Raw genomic sequence first — 18,752 nt, 5'->3', positions numbered from 1 at the left:
AATAGTTAATTAATTAAGCATACAAAAGGTGTTAAATCAGTGGTGGATTTTTAGCTTTATTGATAATTACCGCGACCGATTTTGAGGTTGGTGTATAAGAGCGATCACCATAACTATCCAGTGGTACCAAAGGATTGGTTTCCGGGTAATAAGCAGCAAGATTACTTCTTGGAATATCGTAAAAACAGAGTATAAAATTATTTACCGTTCGATTTTTGTTATCAGACCATATAGAAGTGATATCGACATAATCTTCATTTTTAAAACCTTGTTTTAACGCATCTTTTTTATTAATAAATAACACGTTTCTCGCATTACTAATACCGCGGTATCTATCGTTCATACCATAGATAGTCGTATTGTATTGATCGTGCGAACGTAGTGATTGTAAAGTATAAATTGGCTGGTTTTTGTTTTGCAGATCGTTGAGTTTATCTTCAGAAATATTGATAATACTTGTTGGCAGATCATGGGCAGAAAATAATGCTTTTTCTGGTAAATTGCACCATTTAAGTTGTGCAGCACTGTTACCAAGATGAAAGCCACCCGGTTGTTCAAGCTGTTGATTAAAGTTGGTAAAACCTGGGATACTTTGCTCGATCAAATCACGAATCAGGTCATAATTTCCTTTTAACTCTTGCCAGTTAATGGCGGAGTTAGTATTGATATTAGCTAGCGTTGCATCAGCGATATCCGCGACAATGGCGGTTTCAGACCGCAATGACTTTGCAAGAGGAACTACGCTACCTTGTGATGCATGCACCATGCTAAAAGTATCTTCCACTGTAATAAACTGCTCACCAGTGTCTTGGTTATCTATTTCCGTACGTCCTAAACAGGGAAGGATGAGGGCGTCTTGACCGATACATAAATGACTTCTGTTGAGCTTAGTACTAATTTGTACATTCAATTCGGTACTTTTTAATGCTTGATGAGTTTGTTCTGTATCTGGTGCCGCTTGTGCGATATTACCGCCTAAACAAATCAGTACCTTGCTGGTTTTATCCAACAAAGCATTTAACGCATAATAAACGTTATGGCCTTTTTCTTTCGGTAGTTTGGTATCAACGGCTAGCGACAGTTTATCGATAAAAGCAGCAGTAGGTTTTTCATTGATGCCCATAGTGCGATTACCTTGCACATTTGAATGACCACGAACGGGGCACAAACCGGCGCCTTTTTTACCTATATTGCCTGACAGCAGCTGTAAATTAACAATTTCTTGAATGGTAGCGACAGAATGTTTGTGTTGAGTGATTCCCATTGCCCAGGTACAAATTACTTTGTCCGCATTTAAAAAAACATCAGTTGCTTGTGATAATTGCTCAAACGATAGCCCTGATTGTTGTTCAATTTTTTGCCATGAGGTGTCATTAACCACTTGTTGATATTGGTCAAATTTCTGGCAATGTTGCTTGATAAAGCCATTGTCGATTATCGCTGGCTTGCCATTGATTATCTGCTCTTCGTTACGGCTAAGTATAATTTTTACCATGCCACGAATGGCAGCCATATCACCGCCTAATTTAGGGGTGAAATATGCATGGCTGATAGTTGTTGCTTTGGTGGTGAGGAGTTCTATCGGATCTTGCGGGCTAGCAAAACGTTCGAGTGCTACTTCCTTTAAATTGTTGAAACTCACTATTTTACAACCGCCTCTTGCGGCTTTACGCAAGGCATTCATCATCCTTGGGTGATTAGTTCCTGGGTTTTGTCCAAAAACAAATATCGCATCGGCGTGATTAAAGTCGTCTAGTATTACTGTGCCTTTACCGATACCAATTGATTCATTTAATGCTACGCCACTGGCTTCGTGGCACATATTTGAGCAGTCAGGAAAGTTATTAGTGCCGTAGAGTCGGCCAAATAATTGATAAAGAAAAGAGGCTTCGTTACTCGCGCGGCCAGATGTATAAAATTCAGCCTCGTGGGGGGAGGTTAAGCTTTTTAGTTTATTGCCTATCAGTTGATAGGCTTCTTGCCAGTCAATAGGTTCATAATGATCAGTTTGTGTATTGTATTTCATCGGCTCAGTTAACCGACCTTGGTACTCTAACCAATAATCACTTTGTTTTTGTAATTGGCGGACACTATGTTGGGCGAAAAACGCGGCGTCTACTTTTTTGCTGGTTGATTCCCAGGCAATAGCTTTAGCGCCATTCTCACAAAACTGCAGTAATTCTTCTTTTTGATCACCCCAAGCACAACCTGGACAATCAAAACCTTTATCTTTATTTGCCTTTAATAAATTTTTGACATTAGTTTGTGGTTGTTGGCTTTGAATTATGTGCTTTAAGGTCGAAGTTAATGATGATAGGCCACCGGCTTTTTTGGGTTTTTTACTAAAATGCTCAGACACGAAATACACCTTGAAATAACTACGCAGACAATTGAAAAATTCAACCACTATTGTTGCCTCAATTATATACGGAGGAAGAGCCCATACGCTAGTATTTCAAATCTTTGGGGGGGATTAGTTCTGTGGAAACTAACATTTATGTGGTGAATTGAATACATTTCACCTACAGAAGCCATAAAAGAACGTAACTTCTTGTTAATTAATTGAGTTATTTATACCACTTCAAAAGTTACGTATTGAAACATTAATTCTATTGACACTAGTTAGTTTATTTAAATCAATAAGGTGCCGTTTTAATTGGCTTGTAGCGTATTTTAGGTGTGACTGGTTAACCTCTGTCAGTAATTTTTACATCGCAGAATTGCTTTTGTAAACACTCAAAATAATGGGTTGGTAACTAGCTGTTTTACTACGGGTTGTAAATGTTGGCACTAACATTGCTTTAATGCCGGCGTATTTAACGAACTCCGTTAAGCTGTACTAATTTAAAATTAGATTTAACAAGGTAAAAGATGAAATTATTAAACAAATTGGCATTAATACTAACACTTTCAATAAGTGTTATAACTAACGCTAATGCAGGTATTATCAAACTAAGTACTAGTTCTTTAAAAGCAGACATCGAGTTAGGCGTACTTTCTCTAGATGAGAGCTTTGAAAGTTTTTACAATTACAGTAAGTATTCTGCTCATACTGGCTATGAACAAAAAAATAAGTTAGTTATGTTTTTTGCTGAATATCAAGACAACGTAGCTTTGTTTGCGATCAGCGACCAGTATAGAGATGGTAACGTTTGGAATAAAAATAAAGGTTCTGCTACTTTTACGATTGATAACTTAGCACAATCGGGTGAAATTATTTTCAAAGATGATGAAGCTGATGACTGGACAGAAAATGGTGTAAATTGGGCTTGGTCTGCAAAAAGAACAGATGGTTTAATTTTTCAACTAGATAATGCTAATAGCTTTAATTTAGATATCGCCATTACTAATAAAAAAGGTTTATGGGGTAACTACCAATTTTTATCTTTTGATAAAAATAATAATGCCACCCAGCACAATTTTAAAGAGTGGAACACCAAAGGTCAGTTCAATGTCTCTGCAATACCAGAGCCTACTACACTCGCAGTATTTGCTTTAGCTTTGTTTGGTTTAGCTGCGGCACGCCGTAAAGCATAATTTAGCTTCAAGTAGATACTGTTAAAAGCTCAAGCTATTGCTTGAGCTTTTTTATATTTGTTATATGCAAATGACCATTCAGATAGCTAAAGCACCCTAGCAGGAATGCCTTAACTCGTCGTACGGGATATCTCTAATATAGGATTAAATAAATAACTTTAGTTTCCTTGAATTATAATCACCCGTTATGTCTTACCATAAAGCTGCTCAGCTTTGTTATACATTAACCATGAAGTGACTACATATTTCTCATCTGATAAAGGAACATGACCTTTATGCGTATGAGTGAACCCCGCAGGAAAAATAACGAGTGAACCTTTTTTAGGTTTAACTTTCATATCCTGATAATGAAATTCAGTTTCGCCGCCTTCTTCAACATCATTTAAGTAATACAAAAAGGCGAGTACCCTATGTAGAGGCTTATTATGCGGTAGTTGCGGATAGATTTCTGAATGCCAGTAATGATAACCACCAACCCCTTGTTCATAGCGCTGAACGGTAAAATTATCGTAACAAAAAACATATTGGATCAATTGGTCAAGATAAACAGGACCTAAACGTTCAAAGTTTTCTTTGGTTACTGAGATAGGTAGACCGGTATCTGGATCTGTGACTGTTGGGTTCAATGCTGAAATTAACGCCATATAATGCTCAGTCAAATAAGCTTTTACATGGGGGTAGCTGGCATTAATAAGCTCAAGTTGCAGTGCTTGCCAGTCTTTCTCAGCCATAGTGACATCATGGCTATCTTTTAGATCTGTATTCACGCCGCTACCAACACGACCTTTAACTATTCTGTCACTTTTTTGATGGCCTTGCATTAGTCTATCGCACAGTTCATCAGGTAAAGCGTTATCAAAAACACCTATAAATTGGCTCATGAAAAATCCTATAAATTATTATTTATTTTGATAGAGGCATGTACTTATGCCTTTTTCGTCTTAATTAAATCGCAGTGCAATTATTTTGTTACATACGCGTAACACTATTGTAACATTTACGGCATTAATGTTATCTTTTGTTTGCTCTGATAAAAATCATTGTGTACTGAGTTTGTATAAAAGGGAGTTTATATAACAAACATAAAAATAATAATTATAACTAACCCAATAGGATACAAGATGTCAAATAATAATAAAAAATTCAAATTAATAATAAGTAAAACAGCAATAATAACTACAGCAAGTGTATTGTCACTCTCTATATCAACGGCACTTTATGCAGCGCAACCAGTGGGCGTGCAAACAACAGATAACTTATTATCTGCCGTTGCGAGCTCCCCTTTACCAAAACGCTTTATTGTTAAATATAAGCAAGCTGGTAATAGCCAATCGCTGATGAATAACGCTCCAAGTACCAGTAATTTTGCTAGCCCTCAAGCTAACCTTCGTCTTGCAAAAGTAAAAAGAAAGTTAAAGAGCCTAGGTGCTAAAGATAAAGCTGAATACCCAGAAATGAATATGATCAGTGCCCAGTTAACTGCTGCTGATGCAATGAGTCTAGCAACTGATGAAAACGTTGAATACGTAGAAGAAGATTTACAACGTCGTTTTATGGCACAAAGCGTACCTTACGGTATTGGTATGGTGCAAGCCGACCAAGTTGATGACAGTGTTGCATCAGCTAATGCTGGCGGTAAGAAAATTTGTATCATTGATTCAGGTCTAAATTTACCTCATGAAGACATGGGCGCACAAGGCGGTACTATTAATGGTACGAGTGATAGTGGCACGGGTAATTGGTTTGACCATGGTGGACCACACGGTACTCACGTAGCGGGTACTATTGCAGCACTTAATAATGGTATTGGTGTGCGTGGCGTAATTGGTACCGACCCTAATTTACATATCATTAAAGTTTTTAATGAAGCTGGTTGGGGTTACTCTTCTGACTTAGTTAGCGCTATAAATAAATGTGTGAGCAATGGATCAGATGTTATTAACATGAGTTTAGGTGGTACAGGTTCAAGCACTAGTGAGAAAAATGGCATTCAAGCCGCTTATGATGCAGGTGTATTACTTATCGCTGCTGCAGGTAACGATGGTGTTGCAACAAGCACAACCGATGTTGAAAGCTTTCCAGCATCATACGACTCAGTAATGTCAGTAGCCGCAATTGATAGCGCTAAAGTATTAGCTGATTTTTCACAGAAAAATAGTCAAGTTGAAATATCAGGCCCAGGTGTTGATGTTTATTCTACTTATCCTGAAGGATTAGGCTCAGTCGTTGAAGTATCAGTTTCTGGTACAGGTTATACCGCCAATGCTATGGAAAACCAAGGCAGCGCAACAGGCTCTTTATATAACTTTGCGACAGGTGAAGCTATAGATTCAGGCGCTAGTGGCAATGTTTGTTTAATCCAGCGAGGTAACATTTCTTTCCATGATAAAGTGAAAGCTTGTCAAGACAGTGGTGGTGTTGGTGCTATTCTTTATAACAATGCAGCAGGCAGCTTTGGTGGTACTTTAGGCGATACCAATGCAACCAATATCCCTAGTGTTACTGTATCTGATACCGATGGCGCTGCGATGTTAGCTAACCTTGGTTTAAGTGCTACGGTAAATATTGGCGCGGGTAACTACGGTAAAATGAGTGGTACGTCAATGGCATCTCCTCATGTTGCTGGTGTTGCTGCCCTGGTTTGGAGCCATCATCCAACTTGTACTAACGTTGAGATCCGTAATGTACTTAACGCAAGTGCACAAGATCTTGGTGCTACAGGTCGCGATGTGAAATTTGGTCACGGCTTAGCGCAAACTAAAGATGCGATTGATTACATAACCGCGAACGGTTGTGATGGCAGTGGCTCAGGTGGCGGCACAACACCAGGCGATACTGTACTTGAAAATGGCGTTGTAAAAGGTGGTTTAACAGCTTCCACGGGTAATGACTTAGTATTCACGATGGAAGTTCCTGCTGGCGCAACAGATATTAATATTGCGACTACTGGCGGTAGTGGTGATGCAGATTTATATGTGAAGTTTGGCGCAGAGCCAACTGACGGTGTTTACGATTGTCGTCCATATAAATCAGGTAATGTTGAATCATGTGCAAGCACACAAGAAGGTGGCACTTATTACGTAAGAGTTAAAGCGTATAGTGATTTTGCAGATGTTACCTTAACGGGTAGCTATACTGAGCCGAGCACAGGTGGCGGTACTGTAAATCCAATTGATAGCACAGTGAATGATGTTTCGGTAGCAAGTAGATCATGGACTCGTTATACCCTTGATTTAGCTGAAGGTTATGCTGACTTAGCGGTTACGTTATCAGGCGGTACTGGTGATGCGGATTTATATGTAACACAGGGTAAGCAATCAACAACCTCTACTTATGATTGTCGTCCTTATAAAAATGGTAACAATGAAACCTGTAACTTTACCGCTCCTGCTAAAGGTCTTTGGTATGTTGATATCTACGGTTATTCAGCAGCATCAGGCGTAACGTTAAACTTGCAAGCTACACCACAGTAACCTGTGAAATAGCTTGATAAATTAAGCATAAGTAAACCATTGAAAGGGTAACGAAAGTTACCCTTTTTTATTGCCCACTTGTGCGGGTTAAAATACTCCATGTCAGCGTTGCTCTCAATCCCAATAGCCAGCTATTGCTCAATCAAGCGCCTTGCCCTGATTTATATTTACTATGCACAACAAGATCACAAACTTAATGAGATTGGTATAAGTTAAAGCTCTTGGTATTACTGCTTGTCCAAATAAAGACATCCCAGACGTTACCCTTATTACTCATGTTTAAAAATACTATCACTTAATAAAGTAAAAATTGACAAGTTATTTATTAATGATACTTTTCATCACCTTAATATCTTTACTATTTTAGCCACCATATTTTCGCTTTTTGTAGCGTTAGCCCTTTAATAAAAATACATAACAGTTAAGGATTATTTCAATGTCAGCATTGATTTTAGATGGAAAAAGCGTAGCCAAAAAATCTGAAGAAGATTTACGTACAAGAGTTGCACAGATTAAGACACTGAGTAACGGTGTTGTTCCTATTTTAGCGACAATTCTCGTAGGCAATGATCCTTCATCGGCAACCTATGTAAAAATGAAGTCGAACGCCTGTACTCGCATTGGTATGGATTCGTTGAAGGTCGAAATGTCAGAGCACACCACGACAGAAGAGTTACTGACTGAAATTGAAAAACTTAATGCCAATCCAAACATACACGGCATTCTCTTACAACACCCAGTACCAACACAAATTAATGAAAGACAATGCTTTGATGCCATAGATTTATCTAAGGATGTTGATGGGGTAACTTGTTTGGGCTTCGGTCGAATGGCAATGAATGAGACCTCTTATGGCAGTGCAACACCAAAAGGAATCATTCGAATTTTAGAAGCATATGATATAGAGCTAGAAGGCAAACATGCCGTTGTTGTAGGCAGAAGCCCTATTCTTGGCAAACCAATGGCAATGATGCTACTTAATAAAAATTGTACAGTGACTATTTGTCATTCAAAAACTATAGGCCTTGATAAAATTATAAGTAATGCAGATATCATCGTTGGCGCTGTTGGTAGACCTGAATTTATAAAAGCCGATTGGATTAAAGACGATGCTGTTGTAATCGATGCTGGCTATCATGAAGGTGGTGTTGGTGACATTGAATTATCACCGCTTGTGAATCGAGTTAAGGCATATACCCCAGTACCTGGTGGTGTTGGACCAATGACAATAAACACATTAATCTATCAGACAGTAGCAGCTGCTGAGTTAACGTTACAAAAATAATCTATATCCATTGAAGGCTAGCTACATTATTTCTTATGACTGTTGTTTCTGCTAATAGGGAAATACAGCTCAATTTATAGCTTCGCCTTATAGAGTTGTTACTAAATTTGTAATTCACATAAAATGACATGATTTCACTTTATGATTTATTATTTTATAGCGATGTTAAGTTGCTAAGTTTTATATTTATTCAGTCAACGCTGATGAAATAATAACGAATAGGTCGATAATGTTGGGCATGATTTGTTACATCTAGCTGTTTAAGATTACTTATAAATTTTCGATTATTGGTTAAAATTATTAATTAAGCAAAAGGAATTGTTTTAGCAGGATTGACGTTATCTCGTTGTTTGAGTGTTTCCTCCACTGTTAATTAGGATAATTTGATAAAGGAGATTTCCAATGAAGATTAAAAAATTCTCAATTTTAATTGCTGTAGCTCTATCAATTGCATGCGTAAATGTTAATGCTCAACAATATCGATTTGTTGCTAATGATAATACTCTTGAAACTAAGGTTTGTGTTTTAGTCGGGTCAAATAATTTATCGAAATTAAAAAACATTATATGGAGATTTGATATTAATAAGAAACGCCTTGCCAATGTTTACCTCTGTAATGATCTAGGATTAGCAAAGTTTGCTCATAAATATAATGCGAGTGAAACTTTTAAGTTTATTAATCATTTTAGTAATAGAAAAAATAAAGTAGAAACCAATGTCACTATCAGTGATATTGCAATGCTTGCACCTGAGACAAAACTAGCACCTATAACGGTTTATGTAACAAGCACTGATTAGGTGATTTTATTTTACATGAGGTATGGAAAGGCGATTTTCATACCTAATGCCTGTTAGCTAATAGCTGACAGGCATTTTTATTGTTTTTCTTTGTTCTGATAATGATAATGACAGGACGGTAGATGATTTGTATTCTTAGGCATAATAAGATCACAAAGTAATGAAAAAGTATGATCATTAGACAAATGGGATATCATGAAACTTACTCTCTGCTTTTACAGACATTACTTATCGGTCAAATTAAATGCCGACCTAAACGCATTGCGCAGTAATTTAACCTTACGGACTTCCCTTGGTGATTTCTTGTTTACCAGAGATAAATTAAATTGATAGGTAAGCACACTTGGCTGGATAATACGGATTTCACCGGCATTTAATTCTTGTTGAATGTAGCTTTGGGGCATATAACCAATATATTTCCCAGACAATATCATCGCCTTACGCGTATCAAATTGATAAGCCTTTGCATTTAAATTGAGCTTTTTCAGTTGTTCTCGGCCAGCAAAATCAATATCAATTCCTGGGTGAATAGCAGCTACTGAAGCAAAATCTTCACTGGTTATTTTAGCATCAACTATATTGAAAAAATGGTGTTTTTTACTACAGCATAGGTAAATGGGCTCACTTGATAAAGGCACATAATTTAGTCCCTCAACTTGCTGATAACCTGGGAATATCCCTATATGAGCTTTATCTTTAAACAATAATCTTTCAATGTTTGAAATTGAATCCCCATCTAAAACAATATGTAGGTTAGGGGCCGTTTCATGGACTAGCTCAATCACCCGAGCCAATTTCTGTTGTTTTTTATTATCTAACTGATCAGCACATAGTATGACCAATTCACCACTTAATTCTTTGCCTAGGGTACCCACGTGCAAAGAAAAATCATTGAGTGAATCAAATAAATTGATAACTGCTCGATAAACCGATTGGCCATCTTCCGTAAGTGAAAATCCCCCACGGCCACGTAAACAAAGTTTTAGCTGCATTCTTGTTTCTAAATTAGACATATGCACACTGATGGTAGATCGGGTTATGCCTAAGCCCTTTTCAGCGGCGGAAAAGCCGCCATGTTCAACAACAGAGACAAAAATTCGTAATAACCGAAGATCGTATTCGGTAATAGGTTTTGGAATAATTGATGTTTTACTTAAGGTGCTATTTAGGGGACTGCTTAAGTTATTATTCAGGATGTCAGTCAATGTTTGGCCTACATAAAACTAAAGGTTTAATGTTTTGTATTTAACCAGAGTTGTTTTTAAGTTTCAATAGCAACAAGCGTAACAATAGAAATATCATCGGAGATAAACATGCAAGGTATTAAAGACACGCAATTACTGAAGAATTTTTCTTATATCAATGGCAGTTGGCACAGCAGTGAAACTACTTTTGATGTAACCAATCCTGCAACGGGTGAGCTTATTGTCAGTGTAAGTAACGCCGGTATTGCTGAAACAGAGCTGGCGGTTAAATCAGCTAAAATTGCATTAAAAATGTGGTCGGCAAAATCAGCGAATGAGCGCGCTAATCTTTTGCGCAACTGGTTTAACTTGATGATGGAAAACCAAGAGGATCTTGGTCGTATATTAACACTCGAGCAAGGTAAACCTTTAGCAGAAGCCAAAGGTGAAATAGGTTATGGCGCTTCTTTTATTGAATGGTTTGCTGAAGAAGGTAAACGCGTTTACGGTGATGTGATACCTGCACCATCGGGCGATAAAAGGCTAATCGTTGTTAAGCAACCTGTTGGCGTTGTTGCCTCAATAACGCCATGGAACTTTCCTAATGCCATGATTGCGCGTAAAGCAGCAGCGGCATTAGCTGCGGGTTGTACTTTTGTTGTTCGTCCAGCAACACAAACACCTTTGTCAGCACTCGCAATGGCTGAACTGGCAGAGCGTGCAGGCATCCCTGCCGGCGTCTTTAATGTCGTGGCCGGTAACGATGCAAGAGGCATGGGTAAAGTCTTAACGCAACACCCAGACGTAGCAAAATTCACCTTCACCGGCTCAACTGCTGTGGGTAAAACCTTGATCCAACAATGTGCGACAACCGTTAAAAAGGTTTCGATGGAATTAGGCGGTAATGCACCTTTTATCGTTTTTGATGATGCTGATATTGAGGCGGCTGTTCAAGGCGCTATGGTATCGAAATACCGCAATGCTGGTCAAACCTGCGTTTGTACTAACCGTATTTTTGTTCAAAAGGGCGTGTTAGCAGAATTTACTGAAAAGTTTTCTGCCGCGGTAAAGGCATTATCAGTAGGTAATGGCTTAACTGATGGTGTGGTGCTTGGCCCAATGATTTCTGAAACTGCGGTTAACGACGTTGAAAAATTAGTGGCTGATTCAGTTGCCGCTGGCGCAATTGTTCATCTGGGTGGTGAAAAACACAGTGAGGGATCAAGCTTCTATCAACCGACTATTCTCACTAATGTCACTAATGATATGCCTATTGCCGCGAATGAAATTTTTGGTCCTGTTGCACCGATAATTGCTTTTGATAGTGAAGATGAAGTGATTGAAATGGCTAATAATACCGAATACGGCTTAGCGGCATACTTTTATTCTCGTGATATAGGCACTATTTGGCGCGTAGCTGAAGGCCTAGAATTTGGCATGGTAGGCATTAACGAAGGCATCATTTCTAATACAGCAGCACCTTTTGGTGGCGTCAAACAATCAGGTAATGGCCGAGAAGGCTCTAAATACGGTTTAGATGATTACTTAGAAATTAAGTATTTATGCATGGGCGGCTTAGCTAAGTAACTGCGTAAATAGTTAATGTTTATGTTGTTTCAGCCAACTTTATTGTTACGAGTACTTATTCAGTTTATGACGCCGTGCTTGTCAGAAAAATTAACTGAAACAACATGGTTACAAGCAATCTATCTCCATCTAGAACGATACCAAATTATAAAGAATTAGGACATATTATGAATAACGAACAATTACAGACGAGAAAAACTAAAGTTATCGCACGCGGACAAGGCAACGTATATCCAGTTTATGTTGACCATGCTAAAAATTCTGAGGTTTGGGATGTTGAAGGTAAACGTTACATAGATTTTGGTACCGGCATCGCCGTTTGTAATACCGGCCATTGTCATCCTAAAGTTGTTGCCGCAGCAAAATCGCAAATTGATAAATTTAGCCATACCTGTGTGATGGTTAATCCTTATGAAGTGGCAGTAGAATTAGCTGAAAAGTTAACTGCCATTGCGCCGGGTGATTCAGATAAAAAAGCGATCTTTGTTTCTACGGGTGCAGAAGCGGTAGAAAATTGCGTTAAAATTGCGCGTGCACACACAGGGCGTCGTGGCGTTATTGCTTTTAACGGTGGTTTTCACGGACGCACAAATTTAACCATGGCACTAACAGGTAAAATTACCCCGTATAAAAATTTATTCGGTCCTTTCCCTGGTGATATTTTCCACGCACCATTCCCTATAGAATGTCATGACATTACCATTAAAGAATCTCTCAAAGCAGTAGAGAATTTATTTAAAGTAGATATTGCACCTACTGATGTTGCCGCAATTATTGTTGAGCCTGTCCAGGGCGAAGGGGGTTTTTATCAAGCACCGGCTGAGTTTTTACAAGCATTACGTAAAATTTGTGATCAACATGGCATTGTTTTAATTGCCGATGAAATTCAAACAGGTTTTGGCCGTACCGGTAAAATGTTTAACTTTGAATATTCAGGGGTTGAACCCGATTTAATCACCATGGCTAAAGGTATCGCGGGCGGATTCCCCATTGCTGCGGTTGTTGGTAAAAGCGAAATTATGGATGCACCATTACCCGGTGGATTAGGTGGAACTTACGGCGGTTCTCCTGTTGCATGTGCTGCTGCACTAGCGGTTTTAGAGATCATCGAAGAAGAGAACCTGGTACAGCGTTCAAATGAAATAGGTGCTTTATTTAATGAGCGATTAAGCGCTATTAAATCTCAACACCCTGATTTGATTTTAGATGTCAGAAATTCAGGTTCTATGATTGCCATGGAGTTGGTTCAAAATGGCGATGCCGAGCAACCAAACACTGCCTTAACCCAGGCTATTATTGCTAACGCCGCTAAATACGGCTTAATTTTATTAGCGTGCGGTTTTTATAGTAATGTTATTCGATTTTTACCGGCGTTAACCGCTAGCAATGAAATTATCGAAGAAGGTTTAGCGACATTTACCGAGCTGTTTAATGAATTAGCTCAGTAAAACTGCTTCCTAACCGGTAATAGTTGCATGTTTCTCCCTTATAATGTGCATTTATTACCGGTTAGTTTTTTATAACGCATAATGGAGAGTATGTACTTCGTTGATTGTTACTGAAGCACATAGAGATGAAATGATAGAAAAAAATAAAAGTCACTCGATCAAAATTTAGATTTCGTAACCCAAAAAGAGCTATTAGTTATGTAGTCTTTAGACCCGAACTGAGCCACATCAGCTTAGCCTGTTGCTGAGACGACTTAGTAACAGGCTAAGCTGAATAATATGTGATGAAATTACTGGAATAATCTTGAATATTTCCATTACGGATATTTCAGTAATATCAATAAGCAACGGTAAAGCGCTTTCTGCTATTCTTTTCGGACTCAGCTTCGTCTAATAATGCAATGGCAAAATCCTCAAATGAAATGGTAGATTGTCCTTGTTCATCGACTAACAACTCATCTGTTCCTGTTCTAAATATCCCGGTACGCTCTCCAGGCTTAATGATCGCTGGAGGACTTAAGTAACTCCAGTTGACAGACTCATTTTCTTGGCAAAGATTGTGCTGAGCAAGACATGCCAGCGCAATATCTCGCCATGCAGGTTGCACTAAATTTGCATCATCAACCACTAATATTCCCTGGCTATTTGGTACTGTTAAACTTGCGGCGCCGCCGACCAATAATAAACGCACTTGGGTTTGCTCTAATCCTGATAATAAAGCTTTAGCCGTGTCTACTAGTTGATTTTCTTGACCCTGAGGGGGCCGAGTTGTGCTAATGACGATATCTTGTCCGTCGCTCCACTTTATAACATCATCAACATTGTCAGCATGACCAATAACTACATTTACTGCAGTATCAAATTCATTGGCCCGAGCATTATTTCTTAGAACGGCAGTTATCTCATGCCCTCGTAATAACGCTTCCTTTATAACTCTAGTACCTACATTACCCGTTGCGCCAAAAATTGTTATTTTCATTTATAATGCCTTTTTAAAATTGGTGTGTTATCGATTTGATAGCGCCAGTCTACAAACAAGTTTTGATAACAACATTAACCTAGGTTTATTATTTGAATAATAATTATCGTAGGCAATTCACTTATAACTAAGTAACTTTATTCACTAAACCTAGGTTAATTACAGTAGAGAATTTCTCGGTTAAGCTGCCCTTATCAAATAAACAAAGCAATAAATAAAGGAATGACAAAGTGACCAACGCCCAAATAGCTCAATCATATTTAGCCGACTTAACTATTAAAGGGAATTCATTAGAGATAGGTTTTTTAAATGAATTACAAAGCAAACACATTGCACAATATAGTTTTAATAATCTTGCGGTAATTTTAGGGCAGGAACTACCCCTCGATATTGAATCGCTATTTAATAAAATAGTTGAACGACGCCGCGGCGGTTATTGTTTTGAGCATAATAAACTGGTTTTTACCGTTTTATCTGAGCTGAAATTTGATGTACGGATATTGTTATCTAAAGTTATTTATAATCAAGATGTTGAAGTTGCAAGAACGCATCGAGTGACACTGCTTACCTTAGCCGGTGAAGACTATATTGTTGATGCTGGTTTTGGTCATTTAGGCGCGCGTTTTCCGGTAAAAGTGTCACTTGGCTTGGTACAAGATCAGGGAGATGCTCAGTACCGTATTATCAAAAATGGTCGGGGTGATTATTGTTATCAAGTATTTAAAGATGATGGCTTTTTCACGCTATATACGTTTGATTTACATCACTATACTGAATCAGATTGTTTGTTAGGTCACTTCTATTCACATAAACACCCTAACGCGGCTTTTGTTAATAATTTAGTGATTTGCCGTAAGTTCTTTAATGATATTCAATCACTACGAAATAATGAATTTCATCACGTCAAAGACGGTATTAACAAAATAACTAAAATAACTAAAATAACAAGTATTAATCAATTACATCAATTGTTTATCGAGGTATATGAACTCGATCTTGATATTGCTATTTCAGCGTTTTTATTTCATAAGTTCGTTACGGCTAAAGCAGCATAAAATTTTGGATAACAGCAGATGAAATCAGTACTTATTGATAATTTTACTTTACTGCTTTGGGTTAGCTTAATGGCATCATCATTTGTTGTCTCAGAGCAATTAATACCTTTTGTTAATCCCATTGCGAGTACGGCATTAAGATTTATTTTAGCAACAATGTTGATGATGCCTTTTATAGGGAAAACGTCAATCCAACAATTAAACTATAAAATATTATTTCACTATAGCGTCATCAGTTTATGTTTAGTTTTGTTTTTTATTGGCCTATTTGAGGCACTTAAAACGACTAATGCGATGAGAACCTCGGTCATTTATACCTTGCTACCGTTAATGAGTGTGGTAATAACGTATATCGCTTTAAAACAGGTAACAGCGAATAGGCAAATAGCGGGTTTTTTGGTTGGAACGCTAGGGTCAGTATGGGTTTTATTGAGCGTAACCCAAGAAAAATTAGCATGGTCAGAATGGCGACTTGGCGATAGTATTTTTTTAGCCGCTTGTTGTTGTTTGGCTTTACACGTGATTTTAATTAAGAAATGGACAACTGATGTACCGCCTATGTCGGGGGCATTTTATATTATGCTACTAGGCAGTATAATTTTATTGCCATTTTTAATACTTTTTGGTGACTTGGCTAACATTGCTTGGCAGCAAACGACCTTCTGGCAGACGTTGTTATATTTAACGATATTTACCACGATAGCGACTTTTTTATTACAGCAACATCTATTAAAAAAAGTAGGGCCTAATCGTCTTTTAGCCTTTACTTATTTAATACCTAGCCTGGTAGTGATACCACAGGTGATAGCGAATTCCTCCCAATTATACAGCGCTTTACCTGGGATAATGTTAACCTTCTTAGCACTTTACCTGATATCCGCCAAGTATCAGTAATTTTATAGGAACTCTATATGGAAATAATTAACAAATGAGCCTGCAAATACCTATGGAAGACTTCGTCCACTACTTTTTGGGTAACAACCTTAATATTGATAAAGCTGATTTTGATAAATTTGGCTTAAAACCTAAAGTGAAACATTATCAAAAAGGTCAGCAGTTGATTATTCAGGGACAGCCAGCTCCGACGTTTTTTTTTCTAGTTAAAGGATTTGTTCGTTATTTGAGTGTGTCTGCTGAAGGCAAAGAATTTACGCAATCTTTCGCTTATGCACCAGGTATTAGTGGTTCAACGCGGGCGATGACCAAAAATGTAAACTCACTGTTTAGTATCGAAGCATTAGACGATGTGATTTGTTTAGAATTTGATTGGCCAGTGTTTTTTGAACAGATGAAATCACAACCCGGATTCATGGCGGCTTACAATCGTTTACTTGAAAATATGTTTATTAAAAAAGAAGAACGTGAATATGCTTTTGTACAACAAAGTGCTGAACAGCGTTATTTAACGTTTCTAGATAAGAACCCACTAATACGTGACAAAATACCACTTAAAATGATCGCCTCACATATTGGCATTACCCCAATAGCGCTGAGTCGTATCCGAAATAGGCTAAAGTAGATAAACCGTCACAGGCAAAATATTTGGACAGCCATAATAATAGCTGTCCTATGAAACTCTGTAAGCTCACGAGTTTAAAGTTCGCGACGTTACAGAGTTAGGGGTAAATCAGTAAAAATATTATTGATAATTAATTTTTTATTGCTATGAATTCAAGCCAAGTCATTGACCAGTAATCAAAACCTTCATGCATAATACTTAATTGCATAGTATGTATGCCTTTTTTTAAGAAAACTTTATGGCGATTTGAGCTTTTATCGTCAATATTTGGATCGTAATCAATATCACCGACTAAGGTATTGTTTTGCCATAACTTAAAAAATGGTCTGTTGTGAAAAGATTTTCCTCGATAATTTAATTTATACCAAGCCGTTTTTTCTACATTTATATTAAACGTTGTCGCGACTAAAGGCTGCTCGAAGGATTTATTCAGTTTTGATAAATAATATAACTCGGGCTTATCGTTTTTTGCTTTTCTATAGACCAGATGTACATTTTCTAAAGCGACACTGTCCTGCATATTAATTCGACCTGGAATATTTACCGTCTTAGCTTTCACATCTACCGCAGGCTGACTAGGTAAGCTAGTGAGTTTAGTTGTTTTGGTCACTACACGAAAACTCCCGCCTTCATCAGGTAAGCTCAGTTTAATTGAGTTTTTCGTTGCGTTGACTGTTTGAACTTTTACGTAATGATTTTGGTAGAACCCGTCGTTTAAATGCGCATATGGGCTAGTTGATTTGTATATTTCATAACCTTGTACATGAAGGGCATTGCTTGGTTGCCAACTTAACTCGTAGGTATTATTGCTGTTATTATTTTTTAACTTAACTAATTGCAGGTTTTTAGGAGCTGAGGGTAAATTAGGTCTAGTGGCTACACGTTGTTTTTGGGCGCTTTTTAAGGTTATTTCAAACGTTGTTGTTGAAGGGTCAACTTTATCGCTATGACCATCAGCGGCCAAACGAAAACCGGAACCAGAAAAGGGTTTCCATGTTTTTTTATTACGACCTCTGCTTGCTATAGGCTGTGGTGGATAGTGCCAAGTGTTTCCTCTAGTGGCGGTAAATTCGCATTTACTTAAATCCATGTCGTCTTTAGAACGTTCTTTGTAGCCATCTTCGTAATAACACGTGTCTAAATGTTGTGATACGTTTCCGACCATATCATACAAACCAAAGGGGTTTGCTCGATACAAGCCAACAATAGAGTTATAGGCTTCGCCATCATCACAATTTGCATAGCCTAAAAAGCCAACATAACTGGCCCCATATTGCTTAGATGCAATATACTCACCCGATTGGTCGGCGAAGTTTCCATATAAACAGGCTTGGGTCATTGTAGGATCGTCTCCCCAAAAGTAACGACTTGTTGTGTTAGCTTTTGCTGAATACTCCCACTCTTGTTCGGTCGGCAGACGATATTGAACCCCTGTTTTAGCAGTTAACCAATCGGCATAAGCATTTGCATCTTTTCGTAACATACAAGTCACAGGCAGATACTCACTGTTGGTATACCTATGTTTATCCCAGCTAGCGCTTCCTATATCTGTAGGACCGCTTAACCAATTTTTATCTAAATGGTCTAAACATTCTGCTTCAGGATTAAATCCAGTATCTTCAGAAAATTTTCTAAACTCAGCCATGGTAACTGGATATTTCGCCATTTGAAAAGCTGCAATTGATACTGAATGTATTGGTTTGGCAGATGCTGCTCCGCTTTCTGTTCCCATCATAAATTTTCCGGCAGGAATGTTAACCATCGGTGGAGCAATATAATCTTCAGCCCAGGTTGTTGAAGCGGAGGCTGTACTTAATAACAGTATTTTTACCGCGAGATTTGAAATTGTATAAACAAATGAATTATTGCGCATGTATGTTCCTCTTA

Annotated in this window: 14 protein-coding genes; 9 read left to right on the top strand and 5 right to left on the bottom strand. The window is 37.9% G+C overall.

Features of this window, described 5'->3' with window-relative positions:
* Positions 1-31 precede the first annotated feature (31 nt).
* Positions 32-2,359: an FdhF/YdeP family oxidoreductase gene (locus CXF85_RS12290; protein WP_101228882.1), complete on the bottom strand. Its 2,328-nt coding sequence runs from the start codon at positions 2,357-2,359 to the stop codon at positions 32-34.
* 512 nt (positions 2,360-2,871) lie between these two features.
* Here CXF85_RS12290 and CXF85_RS12285 point away from each other — a divergent pair.
* On the top strand, positions 2,872-3,537 hold the full coding sequence (locus CXF85_RS12285) for a PEP-CTERM sorting domain-containing protein (protein ID WP_101228881.1): 666 nt from the start codon (positions 2,872-2,874) through the stop codon (positions 3,535-3,537).
* Between the two features lie 185 nt (positions 3,538-3,722).
* On the opposite strand, the gene CXF85_RS12280 is transcribed toward CXF85_RS12285, so the two are convergent.
* Positions 3,723-4,418, bottom strand: coding sequence for a 2OG-Fe(II) oxygenase (locus CXF85_RS12280; RefSeq protein ID WP_101228879.1), 696 nt, complete (start codon positions 4,416-4,418; stop codon positions 3,723-3,725).
* 240 nt (positions 4,419-4,658) lie between these two features.
* Between CXF85_RS12280 and CXF85_RS12275 the strand changes: the two genes are divergently transcribed.
* The 3 genes from CXF85_RS12275 (at position 4,659) to CXF85_RS12265 (ending at position 9,093) form a co-directional block, all read left to right on the top strand.
* Complete coding sequence (locus CXF85_RS12275; protein ID WP_101228878.1) at positions 4,659-7,010, top strand: S8 family serine peptidase; 2,352 nt, start codon at positions 4,659-4,661, stop codon at positions 7,008-7,010.
* A 436-nt stretch (positions 7,011-7,446) separates the two neighbouring features.
* Entirely contained in the window at positions 7,447-8,295 is an 849-nt protein-coding gene (gene folD, locus CXF85_RS12270; RefSeq protein WP_101228877.1) for a bifunctional methylenetetrahydrofolate dehydrogenase/methenyltetrahydrofolate cyclohydrolase FolD, read from the top strand.
* A 402-nt stretch (positions 8,296-8,697) separates the two neighbouring features.
* The gene (locus CXF85_RS12265; RefSeq protein ID WP_101228875.1) at positions 8,698-9,093 is read left to right on the top strand and encodes a DUF3718 domain-containing protein; all 396 of its coding nucleotides are present in this window, start codon (positions 8,698-8,700) and stop codon (positions 9,091-9,093) included.
* A 224-nt stretch (positions 9,094-9,317) separates the two neighbouring features.
* Here the strand turns inward: CXF85_RS12265 and CXF85_RS12260 are convergent, their stop codons facing one another.
* Positions 9,318-10,298: a LysR family transcriptional regulator gene (locus tag CXF85_RS12260; RefSeq protein ID WP_232771177.1), complete on the bottom strand. Its 981-nt coding sequence runs from the start codon at positions 10,296-10,298 to the stop codon at positions 9,318-9,320.
* A 108-nt stretch (positions 10,299-10,406) separates the two neighbouring features.
* Between CXF85_RS12260 and CXF85_RS12255 the strand changes: the two genes are divergently transcribed.
* On the top strand, positions 10,407-11,864 hold the full coding sequence (locus tag CXF85_RS12255) for an NAD-dependent succinate-semialdehyde dehydrogenase (protein WP_101228873.1): 1,458 nt from the start codon (positions 10,407-10,409) through the stop codon (positions 11,862-11,864).
* Positions 11,865-12,031: 167 nt separating this feature from the next.
* Positions 12,032-13,312 (top strand): 4-aminobutyrate--2-oxoglutarate transaminase, encoded by a 1,281-nt coding sequence (gabT, locus tag CXF85_RS12250; RefSeq protein WP_101228871.1) that lies wholly within the window; start codon positions 12,032-12,034, stop codon positions 13,310-13,312.
* Between the two features lie 337 nt (positions 13,313-13,649).
* Here the strand turns inward: gabT and CXF85_RS12245 are convergent, their stop codons facing one another.
* Positions 13,650-14,291 (bottom strand): NAD(P)-dependent oxidoreductase, encoded by a 642-nt coding sequence (locus tag CXF85_RS12245; protein WP_101228869.1) that lies wholly within the window; start codon positions 14,289-14,291, stop codon positions 13,650-13,652.
* 230 nt (positions 14,292-14,521) lie between these two features.
* Here CXF85_RS12245 and CXF85_RS12240 point away from each other — a divergent pair, with 230 nt between their 5' ends.
* The 3 genes from CXF85_RS12240 to CXF85_RS12230 are packed head-to-tail and all read left to right on the top strand — an operon-like array spanning position 14,522 to position 16,865.
* Positions 14,522-15,346, top strand: a complete 825-nt coding sequence (locus tag CXF85_RS12240) for an arylamine N-acetyltransferase family protein (RefSeq protein WP_101228867.1) — start codon at positions 14,522-14,524, stop codon at positions 15,344-15,346.
* 18 nt (positions 15,347-15,364) lie between these two features.
* Positions 15,365-16,240 (top strand): DMT family transporter, encoded by an 876-nt coding sequence (locus CXF85_RS12235; RefSeq protein WP_101228865.1) that lies wholly within the window; start codon positions 15,365-15,367, stop codon positions 16,238-16,240.
* Between the two features lie 34 nt (positions 16,241-16,274).
* Positions 16,275-16,865, top strand: coding sequence for a Crp/Fnr family transcriptional regulator (locus CXF85_RS12230; RefSeq protein WP_232771176.1), 591 nt, complete (start codon positions 16,275-16,277; stop codon positions 16,863-16,865).
* 130 nt (positions 16,866-16,995) lie between these two features.
* Here the strand turns inward: CXF85_RS12230 and CXF85_RS12225 are convergent, their stop codons facing one another.
* On the bottom strand, positions 16,996-18,738 hold the full coding sequence (locus CXF85_RS12225; RefSeq protein ID WP_101228863.1) for an SUMF1/EgtB/PvdO family nonheme iron enzyme: 1,743 nt from the start codon (positions 18,736-18,738) through the stop codon (positions 16,996-16,998).
* Positions 18,739-18,752: the final 14 nt, after the last annotated feature.

It is taken from the genome of Colwellia sp. 75C3, from assembly GCF_002836255.1.
Lineage (GTDB): Bacteria > Pseudomonadota > Gammaproteobacteria > Enterobacterales > Alteromonadaceae > Colwellia.
The sequence above is the reverse complement of the archived record's forward strand: the minus strand, read 5'-3'. Positions and strand labels throughout refer to the sequence as shown.